A 15196-nucleotide genomic window follows, 5' to 3' on the forward strand; every position below is an offset into this window, starting at 1 on the left:
CCGGGGTCGCACTCTGCGCATTCTTGGAGCAGTGGACCGGGTTCGGCGCCGGGACGCGCGGCGAGAGCGGCCGGCTGCCCTGGGGAACTCGCTCGCCATGAAGTCGATGAAGTTCCAGTCGATCAACGTGCTCGGCGCGATCGTCGACTGGTCGTGACCCGGGCGCTGTGCCGGCTCCCGGCGCGGTGGAGACGGCCGTGCGCGACTACGTGGCCCTGCGCAACGAAGCCCTAGACGGCGACCGGGGTCCGGCCCGGGCCGAGGCGGAGGAACTCCAGGCCGGGGAAGTGGGCCGGGGCGATCACCGCCGATGTGCGCTCCGCCTCGTCCAGCCAGCGCTGACGGGTGCGGGCCACCTCGGTCGGGTCGTGGTCGGCGATGAAGTGGATCCGGTCGTCGCGCAGCTGCACCGGTGCGTGGATGACGTCGCCGAGCAGGATCAGCCGCTCGTCGTCCGCCTCGACGTCGAGGACGTAGTGCCCGGGGGTGTGGCCCGGCGCGTGGCGTGCGGTGACGCCGGGAGCCAGCGGGACGGCTTCGCCGTGGATCGCCTCGATGCTCCCGGCCGTGCGCACCGCCTCCAGCCCGACGCGGCTCCAGTCGTCGTGACCGAGCCGTTCGACCATCGGGTGCCAGTCCGCTGCGCCGTGGACGACCCGGGCGCGGGCGAACGCAGGCGTGCCCTCCGGCGCCAGCCAGCCCACGTGGTCCGAGTGCAGGTGCGTGACGAACACCGTGTCGACGTCCTCGGGTGCCGTGCCCGCCTTGGCCAGCGCGGCCAGGAGGTCGCCGCCTTCGCCCATCGGCGGCGCCGGGTCGCCCGTGGCCGGCGTGACGCCGTGCGGGAAGCCGGTCTCGCGCGGGCCGAACCCGGTGTCGACCAGGATCGTGCGGCCCTGGCCGCGGACCAGGAACGCGCCGATCGGCACGTGCACGGTGCCGTCCGGGTCGAGGACCTCGGGGTGCTCGACCGGGTCCAGTCCGGGGAAGAACGGGATCGGGATCCGGCACAGGCCGTCGGTCAGCGCTTCGATCGTGTAGTCGCCCACGGTGATCCGGTGCATGACCGGAACAAGTGCGACGGCCGCCGAGCCATTCCCGTCAGACCGAAACCGGGTCCCGCAGTTCCGCCGTCGCGAAGCCGTCGATCCCGGTCGCGAAGCCGACTTCCGCGGTGAACCCGAGCAGCTCCCGGGCCCGCGCGGGGTCGGCGACGACGTGCCGGACGTCCGCAGCCCGGGCCCCGCCGACGACCCGCGGCGCCGGGCCGTCGCACGCCCGTGCCAGCTCCCCGGCCAGCTCGCCGACGGTGTGCGGGGTGCCGGAGCAGACGTTGACCGGGGTGCTGTCGCCCGCCGGTCCGGGCGTGTGGAGGGCGAGCACGTTGGCCCGCGCGACGTCGTGGACGTGCACGAAGTCGCGCTGCTGACGGCCGTCCTCCAGCACCAGCGGGGCTTCGCCGCGGACCAGCGCCGAGCGGAACAGGGACGCGACGCCGGCGTACGGGGTGTTCTGGGGCATCCGCGGGCCGTAGACGTTGTGGTAGCGCATCGCCCAGACGCTGCCGCCGGTCTGTCGGGCCCACGCGCCGGCCAGGTGTTCCTGCGCCAGTTTTGTCGCCGCGTACGTGCTGCGAGGGTTCAGCGGGGCGTCTTCGGGCACCAGCTGCCAGGCCAGTTCGGTGCCGCAGACCGGGCAGCGCGGCTCGAACCGGCCTGCGTCCACATCGGACACCCGGCGCGGCGACGGCGGCACGACACCGTGGTCGGTGCACGAGTACCGGCCTTCGCCGTAGACGACCATCGACGACGCGAGCACCAGTTTCCGCACGCCGGCCGCGTGCATCCCGGCCAGCAGCACCGCCGTGCCGTAGTCGTTGTGCAGGGCGTACGACGGCGCGTCCGACGGGTCGATCCCGTGCCCGACGACGGCCGCTTGGTGGCACACCGCGTCGACGCCGTCCAGCAGTTCGGCGACGATCTCGGCGTCGGTCACGTCGCCGCGCAGGAACCGGTGCCTGCCGGTGTACGCCGGTGGCGTGCGGGAGCCGTGGGCCGTGGCGAGCAGGTTGTCGAGCACCACGACGTCGTCGCCCGCATCGGCCAGCTGATCGGCGATGTGTGACCCGATGAACCCGGCTCCGCCGGTGACCAGTACGCGCATAACGGACACGCTAGGTGCTCGCGCCGGGCGCCGTCACGACGAGCGCGGTCACGTCACGGAATCGTCAGAACTCGCCGGGCACCTCCCGGCAGTGGGCCGCCGAAACCGACTACGGTGGGCGCCATGGAACGGAGTGCACAACGGCTGGGCCGGGCCCTCGTGGTCATCGTGGACGATCGCGTGGCGCACGGCGAGCACGAGGACGGCACGGGGCCCCTGGTGACCGAGCTGCTCGAAGAAGCGGGCTTCATCGTCGACGGCGTGGTCGTCGTCGAGGCCGAGTCCGTGGGTATCCGCAATGCGCTCAACACCGCCGTGATCGGCGGTGCCGACCTGGTGATCACCGTCGGCGGCACCGGTGTGCTGCCGCGTGACAACACCCCCGACGCCACCGCCGGCGTGCTCGACCGGCCCATCCCGGGCATCAGCGAGGCGATCCGCGCGTCCGGCCTGGCCGCCGGCGCCGTCGACGCCGGGATCTCGCGAGGGCTCGCGGGCGTGTCCGGCAGCACCCTGGTGGTCAACCTCGCCGGCTCGCGCTCCGCGGTGCGGGACGGGATGGCGACCCTGACCTCGCTCGTGCCGCACGTGATCGACGAGCTTTCGGGCCTCGAAGAGGTGTGATGCCCGGTCGCGCGCTGCGGATCCACAGCGCGCGCCGGGCACCGCCCGGACGAGAGCGTTCCTTCGCTCTGGAGTTGTCAATGAACGCGTCGTGGGACACTGGGGCCATGCCGGGCAAAGAACGCGACCACCAGGCCGGCAGCGCGCAGCGCCGCCGGGTCGACGAGATCTTCGGGGACGTCCTGCCCGAGACGACCTCCGACGAGCGCGACCCGGACCGGCGCACCGGCCTCCCGGACGACTGGTACCGGGAGAACCGGCCGCCGCACCACGACCGCTGACCTCAGCCGCGGCCGCCGTCGCGCTGGGCCTGAGCCCGCAGCAGGTCGCGGATCTCGATGAGCAGCTCGACGTCGGTCGGCTCCGAGGGGCCCGGCTCCTGGCCGCGCTTGCGGCGCTCCTGCACGTGCTTCACCGGCAGCACGATCACGAAGTAGACGACCGCCGCGACCAGCACGAAGTTGATCGCCGCGTTGATCACGTTGCCGAAGTCCAGGAACGTGCCGGGGTTGTTGTCGAAGATCTGGTAGCCGAGGCCCTTGGCGGCGTCCGTGCCGCCGATCGTGTTGATCAGCGGCTTGACGAGGCCGGTGGTGAACGCCGTGACGATGGCCGTGAACGCCGAGCCGATGACCACCGCGACGGCGAGGTCGACGACGTTGCCGCGCATCAGGAAGTCCTTGAAACCCTTGAGCACTGGTTCTCCTCACGAACGGGGACGGTGCTCCACCGCCCCGAAGCCTGCCGGGGGATGCCGTCGCCCGTCTCGGCGGACGCGGGCTAGCGGAGAGTAACCGTTACCGGACGGTCCAGTGAAATCGCCGCCACCCTCGTCGCGACTTCTTCCGGAAGCCGAAGCAGCACAAGCGGTCCCTTGGCCGGTCCGGCGAGCGGACGCGCCGAGCCGGCTTCCGGTGACGAGATCGTCACCACCGTGGCCCCACTGGCCAGCACGGACGCGGACCCGCCCGGCGCGGCCACGACGTCGACGCGCTGTCCGGGGCGCAGCAGTTCGGCCACGGCCGCGTCGGCGAGCCGGACCGGCACGGTCGCCGTCGCGGGATCACCCGAAGCGGGGATGGTGATCGCCAGCCGGACGTCGGTCAGGGGTTCACCGGCGCGGACGGCGCCCGACAGCAGCCGCCCGGCGGCGACGTCGAGGGTGCTCAGGGCCCCGGAAGGGCGTGTCTCGCCGGGGAAATCGGCCAGCCGGACGTCGGCGGCGCGGAGCGTGGCGCCGGACGGGAGATCGCGCGCCGCGACGACGGTCGGGGTCGTCGGTGCGCCCCGCGCGGAGCCAGGATGCGCGACGAGCAGGGTCCCGGTCAGCAGCAGGCCGACGGCGAGCCAGCGGCGGAGCAGCCGTGTCCGCCGGCTCGGCAGCCGGGTGAGATCGAGTGTGCGGAGCTTCGCCAAGACGTCCACAGGTGCTCCTCGGTCGGATCGGGTGCGGCCACGTGCCGCACAAGATCGACGTTAGGAGCAGCGGACGGGCCGCCGGAAGGGCCTCGCCCGCACCCTGTGGACAACCGGGGTGTTGTGGATAACTCCGGGCTCAGGAGGCCGCGGCGGCGGTTTTTGTCGTACCCGAGGAGGAGGATGCCGAGCCCGAGTCGGACTTGGGCTTCGACTCCGTCTTGGTCTCCGGCTTCGACTCGGACTTGCCTTCGCTCTTGCCCTCGCTCTTCGCCGGGGTCGAGGTGGTGCTCGACTTGCTGGCTTCACGCGAGTCGGTGCGGTAGAAACCGCTGCCCTTGAAGACGACGCCGACCGAGCTGAAGACCTTGCGGAGCGGGCCGGAGCACTGCGGGCAGACCGTCAGGCTGGGGTCCGAGAACGACTGCACGGCTTCGAACCGGTGGTCGCATTCTTTGCAGGCGTACTGGTACGTAGGCACTGAGGGCTCCTTTGCTGGCACTCATCCGACAAGAGTGCCAACTAGATTGTGCTTGAAAGCATTCCCCGAACGCAATTCCTCGTTGCTCACATCGGCAGCTCGAGCACGCCTCGACCCGGGGTCAAGACGCCGCTCATCCGCACGTCGTGAGGTTGTCCGGGCAGCCGGTCGACCAGCTCTTCGTCGCGGACGACGGCGAGCAGGCGCGCCCCGGCCGCGGCGAACACCAGCGAGCGATCGTAGTGCCCGGCGCCGCGGCCCAGGCGGACACCCTGGCGGTCCACGGCCAGCGCGGGCACCAGGACCAGCTCGGCCGCGCCCACGGCGGCGGCACCCAGGCGTTTTCCGCTCGGTTCGAGGACGCCGCGCAGCCGGCCGGGCGCGAGATCGGCCGCGCCGGTGTACTCCGCCCAGTCCAGTGGACCGGGGGCCGGGGCGATCACCGGCAGCAGGACCCGCGCCCCGCCGGCGGCCAGCGCGTCGACGAGCGCCGTTGTGCCCGGTTCGGTGCCGAACGGCAGGTACGCGCACACGGTCGTGGCTGTGACCTTCGACACCGCACTGACCAGCGCCGATGCCTCGTGGGCGTGCGATTCGGCGGGCTGTTCCGCTCTCGCGCGCGTGAGGCGGGTACGCCACTCCGCCTTGCTCAGGTGCTCATTGCCCAGCGCATGCATGGCCTCACGTTAGGCTTTGCGCCCATGACGGGCGCCGCAACCTCCAAGACGTTCAGAACCGCCATCGTGCCTGCCGCCGGGCTCGGTACACGCTTCCTGCCGGCGACGAAGGCCGTGCCCAAGGAACTCCTGCCCGTGGTGGACACGCCGGGGATCGAGCTGGTCGCGGCCGAGGCCGCGGCCGCCGGCGCGGAACGCCTGGTCATCGTGACCTCGCCGGGCAAGGAAGCCGTCGTCAAGTACTTCGAGGAGCAGCCCGAGCTGGAGGCGAACCTCGAGGCCAAGGGCAAGACCGAGCTGCTGGCGAAGGTCCGGCGCGGGCCCGCTCTGCTGGCCGTCGAGACCGCCATCCAGGAGCAGGCCCTCGGCCTCGGCCACGCCGTCGCGCAGGCCGAGCCGAACCTGACGCCCGAGGACGAGGCCGTCGCGGTGCTGCTGCCGGACGACATCGTGCTGCCCACCGGCGTGCTCGAGCGGATGAGCGAGGTGCGGGCCAAGCACGGCGGCAGCGTGCTCTGCGCGTTCGACATCCCGAAGGCCGAGATCTCGCCGTACGGCGTCTTCGACGTCAGCGACACCGGCGAGGACGACGTCAAGCAGGTGCACGGCATGGTCGAGAAGCCGAAGCCGGAGGACGCGCCGTCGACCTTCGCCGCGGCCGGCCGCTACCTGCTCGACCGGGCGATCTTCGACGCGCTGAAGCGCATCACCCCGGGCTCCGGCGGCGAGCTCCAGCTGACCGACGCGGTCGCGCTCCTGATCACCGAAGGACACCCCGTGCACATCGTCGTGCACCGTGGCGGACGTCACGACCTGGGGAATCCGGGTGGTTTCCTGCGCGCCGCGGTCGATTTCGCGCTTGAAACGCCCGAGTACGGTCCATCTTTACGGGCGTGGCTGACGGAACGGATCGGGACAGATCGCCCATGACGGAATCCCTCGACGAGGCGCGGCCCGAAGTGGCCGAGGACGAGGAGGCCGAGTTCCGCTCGGTCGAGTCGCAGATCGCGATGACGCTGGACGCCGCCGTCCGGCCCCGCCCGGTGCGGGTGGCGATCTCCGAGGCCCAGGGACTGCTCTGCGCCGAGGAGGTGGTCGCCGAGCACGCGCTGCCCGGGTTCGACCAGGCGGCGGTCGACGGGTACGCGGTGCGCAGCGTCGACGTGCGCACGGCCGGGCAGGAGCCGGTGCAGCTGCCGGTGGTCGGGGAGATCGCGGCGGGCTCGCGCCAGCCGCGACGGCTCCAGCCGGGCCAGGCGGTGCGCGTCGACACCGGCGCGCCGCTGCCGACGCTGGCCGACGCCGTCGTGCCGCTCGCCTACACCGACGGGCACCAGGCCAAGGTCACCGTGCACCGCTCGGTGCCGTCGGCGGGGTACGTGCGGCGGGCCGGCGAGGACGTCCAGATCGGCGACGTCGCGGTCCGCAGCGGCGACACGATCGGGTCGGCGCAGGTCGGCCTGCTCGCCGCGGTCGGCCGGGCGAAGGTGCTGGTCTACCCGCGGCCGCGGGTCTCGATCGTGTCGGTCGGCGACGAGCTGGTCGACATCGACCGGACGCCGTCGGTCGGGCAGGTCTACGACGTCAACTCCTACGCCTTGGCCGCGGCCGCGCGGGACGCGGGCGCCGAGGTCAGCCGGGTCGGCATCGTGTCGAGCGAGCCGAAGCGGCTGCGGGAGATCGTCGAAGGCCGGCTGCTGATGTCGGAGATCGTGGTCGTCGCCGGCGGTGCCGGGGGCAGCACCGGCGACGAGGTCCACTCGGCGCTGTCCGACCTCGGCCGGATCGACGCGACGCGCATCGCGATGCACCCCGGCTCGGTCCAGGGGTTCGGTCGGCTCGGGCCCGACTCGGTGCCGACGTTCCTGCTCCCGGGCAACCCGATGAGTGCGCTGGTGGTGTTCGAGGTGCTGGTGCGGCCGCTCATCCGGGCAGCCCGCGGTACGCGCAACCCGCACCGGCGGATCGTCGGCGCGCGGCTGCTTTCGCCGATCACCTCGACCGAAGGCCGGCGCGGCTTCCTGCGCGGGCAGCTCCTGCGTGACGAGGCCAACGGCGAGTACCTGGTCCAGCCGCTCGGCCAGTCCGGGGCGCACCTGCTCGCGTCGCTGGCCGAAGCGAACTGCCTCATCAACGTGCCGGAGGAGATGACGGAGGTCGCCGCGGGCGAGCAGGTCCAGGTCACCTTCCTGGCGCAACGGGCCTGATGAACTCCGTGTCGGGCGTCTCCTACCCGGTCGAAAGCCGGCACCCGGGCTGGCCGTCGCGGCTCGGCCCGCTGCGGGTGCCCGCCGGGGAGGTCGCGATCCGGCCGGTGCGGCTGCGCGACGCCGGCGAGTGGAGCCGGATCCGGCTCCGGGACCGGGCGCACCTCGAGATGTGGGAGCCGACCGGCGTCGGGCCGTGGCCCGAACGCAACGCTTTCTGGTCGTGGCCGTCGCAGTGGGCGGCGTTGCGGTCGCTCGCACGGCGTGGTCAGTGCCTGCCGTTCACGATCACCCTCGACGGTCGTCTGGCCGGTCAGATCACTGTCGGTAACGTCGTCCGGGCGTCGCTGCGGTCCGCGTGGATCGGCTACTGGGTCTCGTCCGAAATCGTCCGCGGCGGGGTCGCGACGGCCGCCGTCGCGCTGGTCACCGACCACGCCTTCGCCGCGTCCGGGCTGCACCGGCTGGAGGCCACCGTGCGCCCCGAGAACGCCGCCAGCCTGCGGGTTCTCACCAAAGCGGGGTACCGGCAGGAGGGGCTGTTCGAGCGCTACCTCGACGTCGCCGGCGCTTGGCGGGACCACTACTGCTTCGCCGTCACGCGCGAGGAGACCGGCGCCGGGCTGGTGTCGCGGCTGGTCGCGGCGGGGCGTGCCGACTACGCCTGAGGGTGATTACCCATCCGGGGCTGTGAGCGCGTTACCACATGCTGTGAGATTCACCTAATCCGGTGAGGCATTTCCGTGATCGAACCCGGCGAGCCTCCGCCCGATCTGTTACTCCTGTGACTAGCGTGATTTCAGGTGAAGGATTCGGGGGAGGTGACGGGGGATGCCCAGCTCCGTGATCATCGTCGCGCTCGCCGCGGCATGGCTCGTCGTACTCGTGCCCATGGTCGCGCGCCGGCGGCAGCAGGTCGCGAGGACCGCTGACTCCGCGTTGGCGGCCAGGGTCGTGCGCAGTGGTGGTGGACGCAACGAAGACCGGGAGGAATTCGCCATGTCCGACAGTCCCGTCAAGTCCAATCCGGTGAAGTCCCGGCCCTCGGTCGAGGACGACCTCGCGGAGCTGGAGGCGGAGCTCGAACTCGACGACGACCTCGACGAGGAAGAGCCCGAGCCGCTCCCACCGCCGGGCCGTGCCGAGCGGCGGGCCGAACGCGAGCGCGAGCGGGCCGGCTACCGGCCGGGCCGCGGCGGCTTCGACCCCGAGGCGGCGGAGATGGCCGCCCGCGCGAAGTACAGCTTCCGGCAGCGCGTCGTCGTCATCCTGCTCGTCGTCGCGGTGATCACCGCCGGCGTCGCGGGCTTCCTGTTCCCGCTCGTCTGGTGGGGCCACGCCGTCGCCGACGTCGTGCTGGTCGGGTACCTCGTCTACCTGCGCCGCCAGGTGCGCATCGAGGAGGAGATCCGGCAGCGCCGCCTCGCGCGGTACAACGGCACCCGCGCCCCGCGCCGCCCGTCGGAGCCCGGCCCCCGGCCGTCGGTTTCGGCTTCCGTTGACGACGACGTCGAGCTGGAGGACGAGGCCGACGACGTCGCCGCCGTGGAGGTCGTCGAACCGGCCCGCCGCGAGATCGTGGAACGCCGCCCGTCGCCGACATCCCGCATCCGCCGCAGCGCGGTCGTCGTCGACCTGGACGACGAAGACCCGGCGTTCGAGGAGCTCGACGAGCCCGGGACCGGGCCTTACCGCCGGGCCGTCGGAGAGTGACCCCCCGCGTGTCGTGCTCGTAGGGCACTGCTAAGCTCTACGAGCACGATCAAGGGGCTGTAGCGCAGTTGGTAGCGCGTCTCGTTCGCATCGAGAAGGTCAGGGGTTCGATTCCCCTCAGCTCCACGAGATCGCTGGAGAGCCCTGTTCGCGGAAAGCGCGAATAGGGCTCTCTTCGTTGTGTCCTCTGGGGGTGCAACCCCCAGACCCCGCCCGGGGGCTCGCCCCCGGACCCCTGTGTGTGGTTGCGTTCTCGTGGTCGTTCGGCTGTGGCTGTCAGGTCAGGTCTTGGTAGTGGTGTAGCAGGCTGGACCAATGCTCCGCTGGATCCTGAAGGACGCCCTGGACCTAAGCGCAGCTCGCCAGGCTGGAAGAACGGTGTGGCCATCTTGCCGTAGCGTCGGGCCACGTCCGCGGTCGTGACTATGCCCATCGCGACCTTGCTACGAAACGGTCTTCAGCCAGTTCGTCACCTGGGCGAAGTACGTTCCCGCGTTCGGGGCGTAGTTGATCGCGTGGCCGTAGCCGTTCAGGATGTATGTCTGGAGGCGGGCTGCCGGGGCGAAGAACGGGGCTTCCGACGCGCGTAGCGCCTCCGGGGTTGAGCAGTCGCTCGCCAACGGGCCGCAGAAGTGGGGGTCGTTGCCTACCACCAACAGAACCGGGACCGTGATCTGCAGCGAGGCCGGGATGATCACCGTGGTCAACGCGATCGTGTCCACGGCTTCCGTTGCCGCGAATACGTCCTTTGTGGACTCGTCGTAGGCGATCGCTCCTGCGTCGTTCGGGCCTGGGGTGTGGAAAGCCGTGTAGCGGGTTCCTGGGGACGTCGTCAGGTAGCCGACGTCCAGGCCGCGGCTCGACAGGCGGGGGTCCAGGGGTGCGGGGATCATGTTGGCCAGCACCGGGATCACCGTGACGTAGTTCATCCGGTGCGTCATGTCCGTCACCAGGACGCCGTCTACGTCGTGGAAGGTTCCGGCCTCGATCATTGCCATGGCCGAGCCGATCGAGTGGCCGCCGACGATCACCTTCGTGAACCGGGCTCGGATCGACTGGATCACCTGGTGGACGGCGTTCGCCTGGGCTGTTGCCGACAGGAGGGCGCTCAGGGGTTTGGAGCTCGAGCCCGTGCCCATGCGGTCCACTACGAGCGTCGCGACGCCTGCCTGGTTCATCGCCAGGCGGAACGAACGCAGTTCCGGGGTGTAGGCGATGTCCCAATAGGACGCGTTGTACGTGCCGCCGGGGATCAGGACCACCACCGTTTGCGCCTGGGCCGGGGCGCAGAGGCGGCCGTGCATCTGGCCGAGTGCTACCGGGACGTACAGGTCCTGGCAGGTGACCGTGTCCGCGTGGGCCGGGGTTGGCACGGCGAGCGCCGCCGCGGTCAGCAACAGGGCAGCACAAAGGCGGCGGAAAGCTTGGCGAAGCAAGGAGAACTACCTCCAACTAGCGACGGACTGCCGTCATCGGCAGGCTTTCGGGGTAGGCGGCCGAGGTGAACTTGACGCGCACCGGCCGGCCCGGGACCGGGACCAGCCGCCAGTGCGCGGCCACCGTGGCCACCGTGATGACGATTTCGTTCTGGGCGAAGACATTCCCGACGCACTGACGGGTGCCCGCCCCGAACGGGATGAACGCGCCCTTCGGCAGCTGCTTCGCCCGCTCCGGCGACCAGCGGCCGGGATCGAACGTCTCCGGGGCCTCGAAGCTGGCGGGATCGTGGTGCAGCGCGTGCGGGCTGACGATCACCTCGGCGCCCTCCGGCAGCCGCTCGTCGCCGAGCCGGACTTCCGTGAGGGTGCGGCGCATCAGCATCCAGAGCGGGTACTGGCGCAGCACCTCGTCGACGACCTGCCGGACGTAGACCAGCCGGCGCAGGTCGTCGCCGGTGACCGGACGGCCGGCCAGCACCTCGTCGACTTCGGCGTGCACCCGCGCTTCGACGTCCGGGTTGCGGCCCAGCTCGTGGAACATCCAGGACAGCGCGAGCGCGGTCGTCTCGATGCCGGCGGTGAGCAGGGTGAGGACCTCGTCGCGTGCCTGCTCGTCGGTCATGCCGGCCAGCAGCAGCATCGACAACAGGTCGCCGCGGTCGACGCCGTCGGCCCGCCACTCGCGGATCACCTCCAGCACGATCGCCTGCATCCGCGTGATGGCTTCGTCGAACCGGCGGTTTCCGGGGATCGGCAGCTTTTCGACGAACTTCGGCGACAGTGCGCGAATCATGCCCTGCTGGATGATCACGTAGATGGAACGGCGTGCTTCGGCGATCGCCTCTTTTCCGAGCTCGGTGGAGAACAGGGCCTCGCCGACGATCGTCACCGCCAGCCCCTGCAGGTCTTCGTCGATCTTCCGCACTTCGCCCGGCCGCCACGAGTCGCTCAGCTCGGCCGCCGCGTGGCGCATGGTCTCCACGTACGCGGTCAAGCGGTCGCGGTGGAACGCCGGCTGCATCAGCCGGCGCTGCCGCAGGTGGAAGTCACCGTTCGAAAGCACCAAGCCGTTGCCGACGAACGGCCGGAACTTGTCGAACATGGCGCCCTTGCGGAACTTCGGCCCGGCCGTGACCAGCACCTCGTGGCTCAGCCGCGGGCTGGTGACGAAGTACGTGGGTGACGGGCCGAGATAAATTTTGACGATCTCGCCGTGTTCGCGCAATGCGTCGGTGAATACGAAGCGTCGCCGCAAGAGCGCCGGGGTGTGCCCGAGAAAAGGCCACCGGCCCGGCGCGACCGGGACGGTCATGAGGACTCCTCGTTACGCCATTGTGTGGATTCCGCCAACGAGACGGCCTACGGTAGGCGCGTCCGGCCGAGCGTGACAGTGCCCGAACGGGTGGTCTGTGGTCACGCATATGGCGCAGCGAAGAGATCGCGCGAGATGGCTAAACTCGGAGCCATTCCCGATGTGACTAGAAGGTGTTCTCTGTGACACGATCACCGGAATGGGTGCCACCGGGTGTCGATATCTCCGTGCCGAGCATGGCCCGCACCTACGACTTCATGCTGGGGGGAGGGCACAACTTCGCCGTCGATCGCGCGGTGGGCGCGCAGATCGAGCACGCGATGCCCGGCCTGCGCGAGGCCGCGCGCGTGAACCGCGCGTTCCTCGGGCGCGCGGTGCGGTTCATGGCCGACCGCGGGATCCGGCAGTTCCTCGACGTGGGCTCGGGAATCCCGACGGTGGCGAACGTGCACGAGGTGGCGCAGGCCCGCGACCCGGAGTGCCGGGTGGTGTACGTCGACCGCGACCCGGTGGCGGTCGCGCACAGCGAATTGATGTTGGCGGGCAACGATCACGCCGCTGTCGTGCACGCAGACATGCGGGACCCGGAGAAGATCCTCGAGTCACCGCAGGTCCGTGGCCTGCTCGACCTCGACGAGCCGGTCGGGCTGCTGATGTTGCTGATGCTGCACTGGATCCCGGACGAGTCCGGGCCGCTCGAGCTCGTCGGCCGCTACGGCGCGGCGCTGGCGGACGGCAGTTTTCTCGCCATCACCCACGTCACCGGCGACCACCAGGGCGAGAACCTCACGGAAGCGACCGACGCGATCAAGGAAAGCCGGAGCCCGGACCAGGTGACATTGCGAACGCACGAAGAAGTGACGAAGTTGTTCGCCGGATTCGAAATCGTCGAACCCGGTCTTGTGGGGTGCGGTGAATGGCGTCCGGCCGGTCCGGCGGACATCTCCGGCACCTCCGAGATGAATATGCTGGTTTACGCCGGAATCGGCCGCAAGAACGCCATAGGTCACCGGTCCGCACACGCGAAAACACAGCAAGGCTGAACCAATGGCGAAACCCGATCACGCGCGCGCGGACACGGCCGATCCGGAGCGGGAGCGGAATCTGCTCGCGCGCAAGTGGGCGTACCTGCTCAGCGGCGTCACCGTCGTGTCGCTGAGCCGGGAGGGGCTCGAGGCAGAGCTGCGCGGCCTGCTCGACGCGTTCTGCGCGAACCTGCTGGACGGCTCGGCGGACACCGCGCCCGCGGAACGCATCGGCGCCCGGCTGGTGTCGCTCGGTTACGTCGGTGAGCCGGGGCTGCGCTGCACCCTCGAAGTCCTCGGGAAGGGCCTGCCGTCGCTGGCGGAGCTCCGGCCGCCGGACCGGTTCGCCGAGCGGATCGTGCTCGGGCTGGGCGCGCTCTCGTGCGGGTTCCTGATCGCGCACGAACGCAGCGTCCTCGACCAGCAGGAGATCATGCACCTGTCGCTGCTCAAGGCGGTGCGGGACGCGCAGTGGAACCTCAAGGAGAGCGAGGCGCGCTTCGACGAGGTCGTCACGACTTCGGCGAGCGGCATCGCGGTCGTCGGGCTCGACGGCCGCATCGTGCGGGCCAACACCGCCCTGGCCGAGATGCTCGGGCGCCCCGCCGGCGCGCTGACCGGGACCGGGCTCTACGACCTCGTGCACCCGGACTCCGTCAAGGCCCTCCGGGAGGCCCTGCGGACGCTGGCCGAGGACGGCAGCCGGGACCGGGTCCGGCAGTCGCAGCGGCTGTTGCGCAAGGACGGCGACGTCGCGCGCATCACGCTCACGGCCTCGCTGCTGCGGGACGCCGGTGACCGGCCCGCGTACTTCGTCGTGGTGGCCGAGGACGGCACCGAGCTGATGCTGCTGCAGAGCGAGCTGAGCCGGCAGGCCCTGCACGACGTGCTGACCGGCCTGCCGAACCGCCAGTACTTCGGCACCCACCTCGAGACCGCGCTGCGGCGCGCGGACCCGGTCCACGGCGTCACGCTGCTCCACGTGGACCTCGACGCGTTCGGCATGATCTGCAACAGCCTCGGCCGGCGCGTCGGCGAACAGGTGCTCGTGCACTTCGCGCAGCGGCTGAAGGCCGTCGTGGCCCGCGAGCGGGCGATGATCGCCCGCTTCCACAGCGACGAGTTCGGCATCCTGATCGAGAACACCGCGATGACGCCGGACATCAACACCATCGTGCGCGCCATCAACGACGAGCTCGCCGAGCCGTTCTTCGTCGAGGGTCACGGGCTGGCGCTGTCCGCCAGCGCCGGGGTGGTGCACCGGCCGGTGCGGGGCATCGACCCGGCCGAGCTGCTGCGCGCGGCGGACCAGACGCTGCGGCGGGCCAAGGCGCGGCGACGCGGCCAGTGGAAGATGTTCGACCCGGTGGCCGACGCCGCGGACCGGCGGGCGCAGGGCCTCGCCGTCGGCATGGCCGGGGCGTGGGAGAATGGCGAGATCGAGGTGCGGTACCGGCCGATGGTGCGGCTGGCGGACGGCGGGCTGGCCGGCGTCGAGGCCCGGCTGCAGTGGGACCGCCCCGGCCGGCCGACGCTGGCGCACGAACGCTGCGCGGCGCTGGCCGAGGCGACCGGGCTCGTCCTGCCGCTGGGCGACTGGGCGTTGCGGACGGCGAGCCGGCAGGGCGAGTGGTGGCACCAGCGCCTGGACTTCGGCCTGCCGGTGGTCGCCGGCCTGACCGAGCACCAGGTGACGGACGAGGCGCTGGGCACCCGCGTCACCTGCCTGTTGGAGGACTCCGGCCTGCCGCCCGAGCAGCTGATGATCGGCGTCCCGGTGGGCGCGGTGGCGACGTCCGGGGTCGTCGAGAACCTGACCGCGCTGGCCGGGCTCGGTGTCCGGGTGCTGCTCGACGAGTTCGGCATGGGGCCGGACGACCTGCGGGCGGTCGAGGACCTCCCGGTCGGGGTCGTGCGGGTCGCCCGCCGGCTCGCCGAATGGCAGGCGTGGACGGAATCGACGTTCCTCGGCGAGCTCGTGCCGCTGGTCCGGCAGGTCGGCGCGACGCTGGTCGTCGACGGGATCGACACCGCGGGCCAGGCGGACTGGTGGCGGGACGCCGGCGCGGAACTGGCCACCGGCGACTACTTCGGCACCGCCAGCGCACCGGGCGCGGTCGTGGAGCTGCTCGTCTGAGC

The 15196-nt window shown here is 71.2% G+C and carries 17 protein-coding genes and 1 tRNA gene; 10 read left to right on the plus strand and 8 right to left on the minus strand.

Annotated elements, in window-relative coordinates; all coding sequences use genetic code 11:
• The first annotated feature begins 31 nt into the window (after nt 1-31).
• Nucleotides 32-157, plus strand: coding sequence for a hypothetical protein (locus OG570_RS17190; RefSeq protein ID WP_326957625.1), 126 nt, complete (start codon nt 32-34; stop codon nt 155-157).
• Between the two features lie 73 nt (nt 158-230).
• On the opposite strand, the gene OG570_RS17195 is transcribed toward OG570_RS17190, so the two are convergent.
• Together OG570_RS17195 and OG570_RS17200 are read right to left on the minus strand one after the other, a co-directional pair.
• The gene (locus OG570_RS17195; RefSeq protein ID WP_326957627.1) at nt 231-1064 is read right to left on the minus strand and encodes an MBL fold metallo-hydrolase; all 834 of its coding nucleotides are present in this window, start codon (nt 1062-1064) and stop codon (nt 231-233) included.
• A 37-nt stretch (nt 1065-1101) separates the two neighbouring features.
• Nucleotides 1102-2163, minus strand: coding sequence for an NAD-dependent epimerase/dehydratase family protein (locus tag OG570_RS17200; RefSeq protein ID WP_326957629.1), 1062 nt, complete (start codon nt 2161-2163; stop codon nt 1102-1104).
• 123 nt (nt 2164-2286) lie between these two features.
• On the opposite strand from OG570_RS17200, the gene OG570_RS17205 reads away from it, so the two are divergent.
• Nucleotides 2287-2787, plus strand: coding sequence for a MogA/MoaB family molybdenum cofactor biosynthesis protein (locus tag OG570_RS17205; protein ID WP_247058089.1), 501 nt, complete (start codon nt 2287-2289; stop codon nt 2785-2787).
• Between the two features lie 107 nt (nt 2788-2894).
• Nucleotides 2895-3068, plus strand: coding sequence for a hypothetical protein (locus tag OG570_RS17210; protein WP_326944551.1), 174 nt, complete (start codon nt 2895-2897; stop codon nt 3066-3068).
• A gap of 2 nt (nt 3069-3070) precedes the next feature.
• Here OG570_RS17210 and mscL read toward each other — a convergent pair whose 3' ends face one another.
• The 4 genes from mscL to OG570_RS17230 all read right to left on the minus strand — a co-directional run bounded on the left by mscL (nt 3071) and on the right by OG570_RS17230 (nt 5361).
• Nucleotides 3071-3484: a large-conductance mechanosensitive channel protein MscL gene (gene mscL, locus OG570_RS17215; RefSeq protein WP_326944550.1), complete on the minus strand. Its 414-nt coding sequence runs from the start codon at nt 3482-3484 to the stop codon at nt 3071-3073.
• An 83-nt stretch (nt 3485-3567) separates the two neighbouring features.
• Nucleotides 3568-4212: an SAF domain-containing protein gene (locus tag OG570_RS17220; RefSeq protein ID WP_326957632.1), complete on the minus strand. Its 645-nt coding sequence runs from the start codon at nt 4210-4212 to the stop codon at nt 3568-3570.
• Between the two features lie 130 nt (nt 4213-4342).
• The gene (locus tag OG570_RS17225; protein WP_247058081.1) at nt 4343-4684 is read right to left on the minus strand and encodes an FmdB family zinc ribbon protein; all 342 of its coding nucleotides are present in this window, start codon (nt 4682-4684) and stop codon (nt 4343-4345) included.
• 86 nt (nt 4685-4770) lie between these two features.
• On the minus strand, nt 4771-5361 hold the full coding sequence (locus tag OG570_RS17230) for a 5-formyltetrahydrofolate cyclo-ligase (protein ID WP_326957634.1): 591 nt from the start codon (nt 5359-5361) through the stop codon (nt 4771-4773).
• 24 nt (nt 5362-5385) lie between these two features.
• On the opposite strand from OG570_RS17230, the gene OG570_RS17235 reads away from it, so the two are divergent.
• From OG570_RS17235 to OG570_RS17255, 5 genes are all read left to right on the plus strand, one after another.
• On the plus strand, nt 5386-6291 hold the full coding sequence (locus OG570_RS17235; RefSeq protein ID WP_326957636.1) for a UTP--glucose-1-phosphate uridylyltransferase: 906 nt from the start codon (nt 5386-5388) through the stop codon (nt 6289-6291).
• Nucleotides 6288-7568: a molybdotransferase-like divisome protein Glp gene (gene glp, locus OG570_RS17240; RefSeq protein WP_247058075.1), complete on the plus strand. Its 1281-nt coding sequence runs from the start codon at nt 6288-6290 to the stop codon at nt 7566-7568. Before OG570_RS17235 ends, glp begins: the two co-directional genes overlap by 4 nt.
• Nucleotides 7568-8236 (plus strand): GNAT family N-acetyltransferase, encoded by a 669-nt coding sequence (locus tag OG570_RS17245; protein WP_326944546.1) that lies wholly within the window; start codon nt 7568-7570, stop codon nt 8234-8236. Before glp ends, OG570_RS17245 begins: the two co-directional genes overlap by 1 nt.
• A 163-nt stretch (nt 8237-8399) precedes the next feature.
• Entirely contained in the window at nt 8400-9281 is an 882-nt protein-coding gene (sepX, locus tag OG570_RS17250) for a divisome protein SepX/GlpR (protein ID WP_326957638.1), read from the plus strand.
• 53 nt (nt 9282-9334) lie between these two features.
• Nucleotides 9335-9407 (plus strand) — tRNA-Ala (locus OG570_RS17255).
• A 317-nt stretch (nt 9408-9724) separates the two neighbouring features.
• On the opposite strand, the gene OG570_RS17260 is transcribed toward OG570_RS17255, so the two are convergent.
• Both OG570_RS17260 and OG570_RS17265 read right to left on the minus strand, forming a co-directional pair.
• Entirely contained in the window at nt 9725-10678 is a 954-nt protein-coding gene (locus OG570_RS17260; RefSeq protein WP_326957640.1) for an alpha/beta hydrolase, read from the minus strand.
• A 55-nt stretch (nt 10679-10733) separates the two neighbouring features.
• On the minus strand, nt 10734-12032 hold the full coding sequence (locus tag OG570_RS17265; RefSeq protein WP_326957642.1) for a cytochrome P450: 1299 nt from the start codon (nt 12030-12032) through the stop codon (nt 10734-10736).
• A 236-nt stretch (nt 12033-12268) separates the two neighbouring features.
• Between OG570_RS17265 and OG570_RS17270 the strand changes: the two genes are divergently transcribed.
• Entirely contained in the window at nt 12269-13075 is an 807-nt protein-coding gene (locus OG570_RS17270; protein WP_326957644.1) for an SAM-dependent methyltransferase, read from the plus strand.
• A 4-nt stretch (nt 13076-13079) separates the two neighbouring features.
• Nucleotides 13080-15194 carry a putative bifunctional diguanylate cyclase/phosphodiesterase gene (locus OG570_RS17275; protein WP_326957646.1) on the plus strand — a complete coding sequence of 705 codons (2115 nt, stop codon included), beginning with the start codon at nt 13080-13082 and terminating at the stop codon, nt 15192-15194.
• The last annotated feature ends 2 nt before the right edge of the window (nt 15195-15196 follow it).

The sequence above is a fragment of the Amycolatopsis sp. NBC_01286 genome, from assembly GCF_035982555.1.
GTDB lineage: Bacteria > Actinomycetota > Actinomycetes > Mycobacteriales > Pseudonocardiaceae > Amycolatopsis.

Bases quoted from the DNA above. Each gene is read 5' to 3' on its own strand.
- OG570_RS17200 (WP_326957629.1), bottom strand. From the start codon at position 2,163: ATGCGCGTACTGGTCACCGGCGGAGCCGGGTTCATCGGGTCACACATC.
- OG570_RS17210 (WP_326944551.1), top strand. From the start codon at position 2,895: ATGCCGGGCAAAGAACGCGACCACCAGGCCGGCAGCGCGCAGCGCCGC.
- OG570_RS17195 (WP_326957627.1), bottom strand. From the start codon at position 1,064: ATGCACCGGATCACCGTGGGCGACTACACGATCGAAGCGCTGACCGAC.
- OG570_RS17205 (WP_247058089.1), top strand. From the start codon at position 2,287: ATGGAACGGAGTGCACAACGGCTGGGCCGGGCCCTCGTGGTCATCGTG.
- OG570_RS17265 (WP_326957642.1), bottom strand. From the start codon at position 12,032: ATGACCGTCCCGGTCGCGCCGGGCCGGTGGCCTTTTCTCGGGCACACC.
- OG570_RS17245 (WP_326944546.1), top strand. From the start codon at position 7,568: ATGAACTCCGTGTCGGGCGTCTCCTACCCGGTCGAAAGCCGGCACCCG.
- sepX (WP_326957638.1), top strand. From the start codon at position 8,400: ATGCCCAGCTCCGTGATCATCGTCGCGCTCGCCGCGGCATGGCTCGTC.
- OG570_RS17270 (WP_326957644.1), top strand. From the start codon at position 12,269: ATGGCCCGCACCTACGACTTCATGCTGGGGGGAGGGCACAACTTCGCC.
- OG570_RS17230 (WP_326957634.1), bottom strand. From the start codon at position 5,361: ATGCATGCGCTGGGCAATGAGCACCTGAGCAAGGCGGAGTGGCGTACC.
- glp (WP_247058075.1), top strand. From the start codon at position 6,288: ATGACGGAATCCCTCGACGAGGCGCGGCCCGAAGTGGCCGAGGACGAG.
- OG570_RS17235 (WP_326957636.1), top strand. From the start codon at position 5,386: ATGACGGGCGCCGCAACCTCCAAGACGTTCAGAACCGCCATCGTGCCT.
- OG570_RS17275 (WP_326957646.1), top strand. From the start codon at position 13,080: ATGGCGAAACCCGATCACGCGCGCGCGGACACGGCCGATCCGGAGCGG.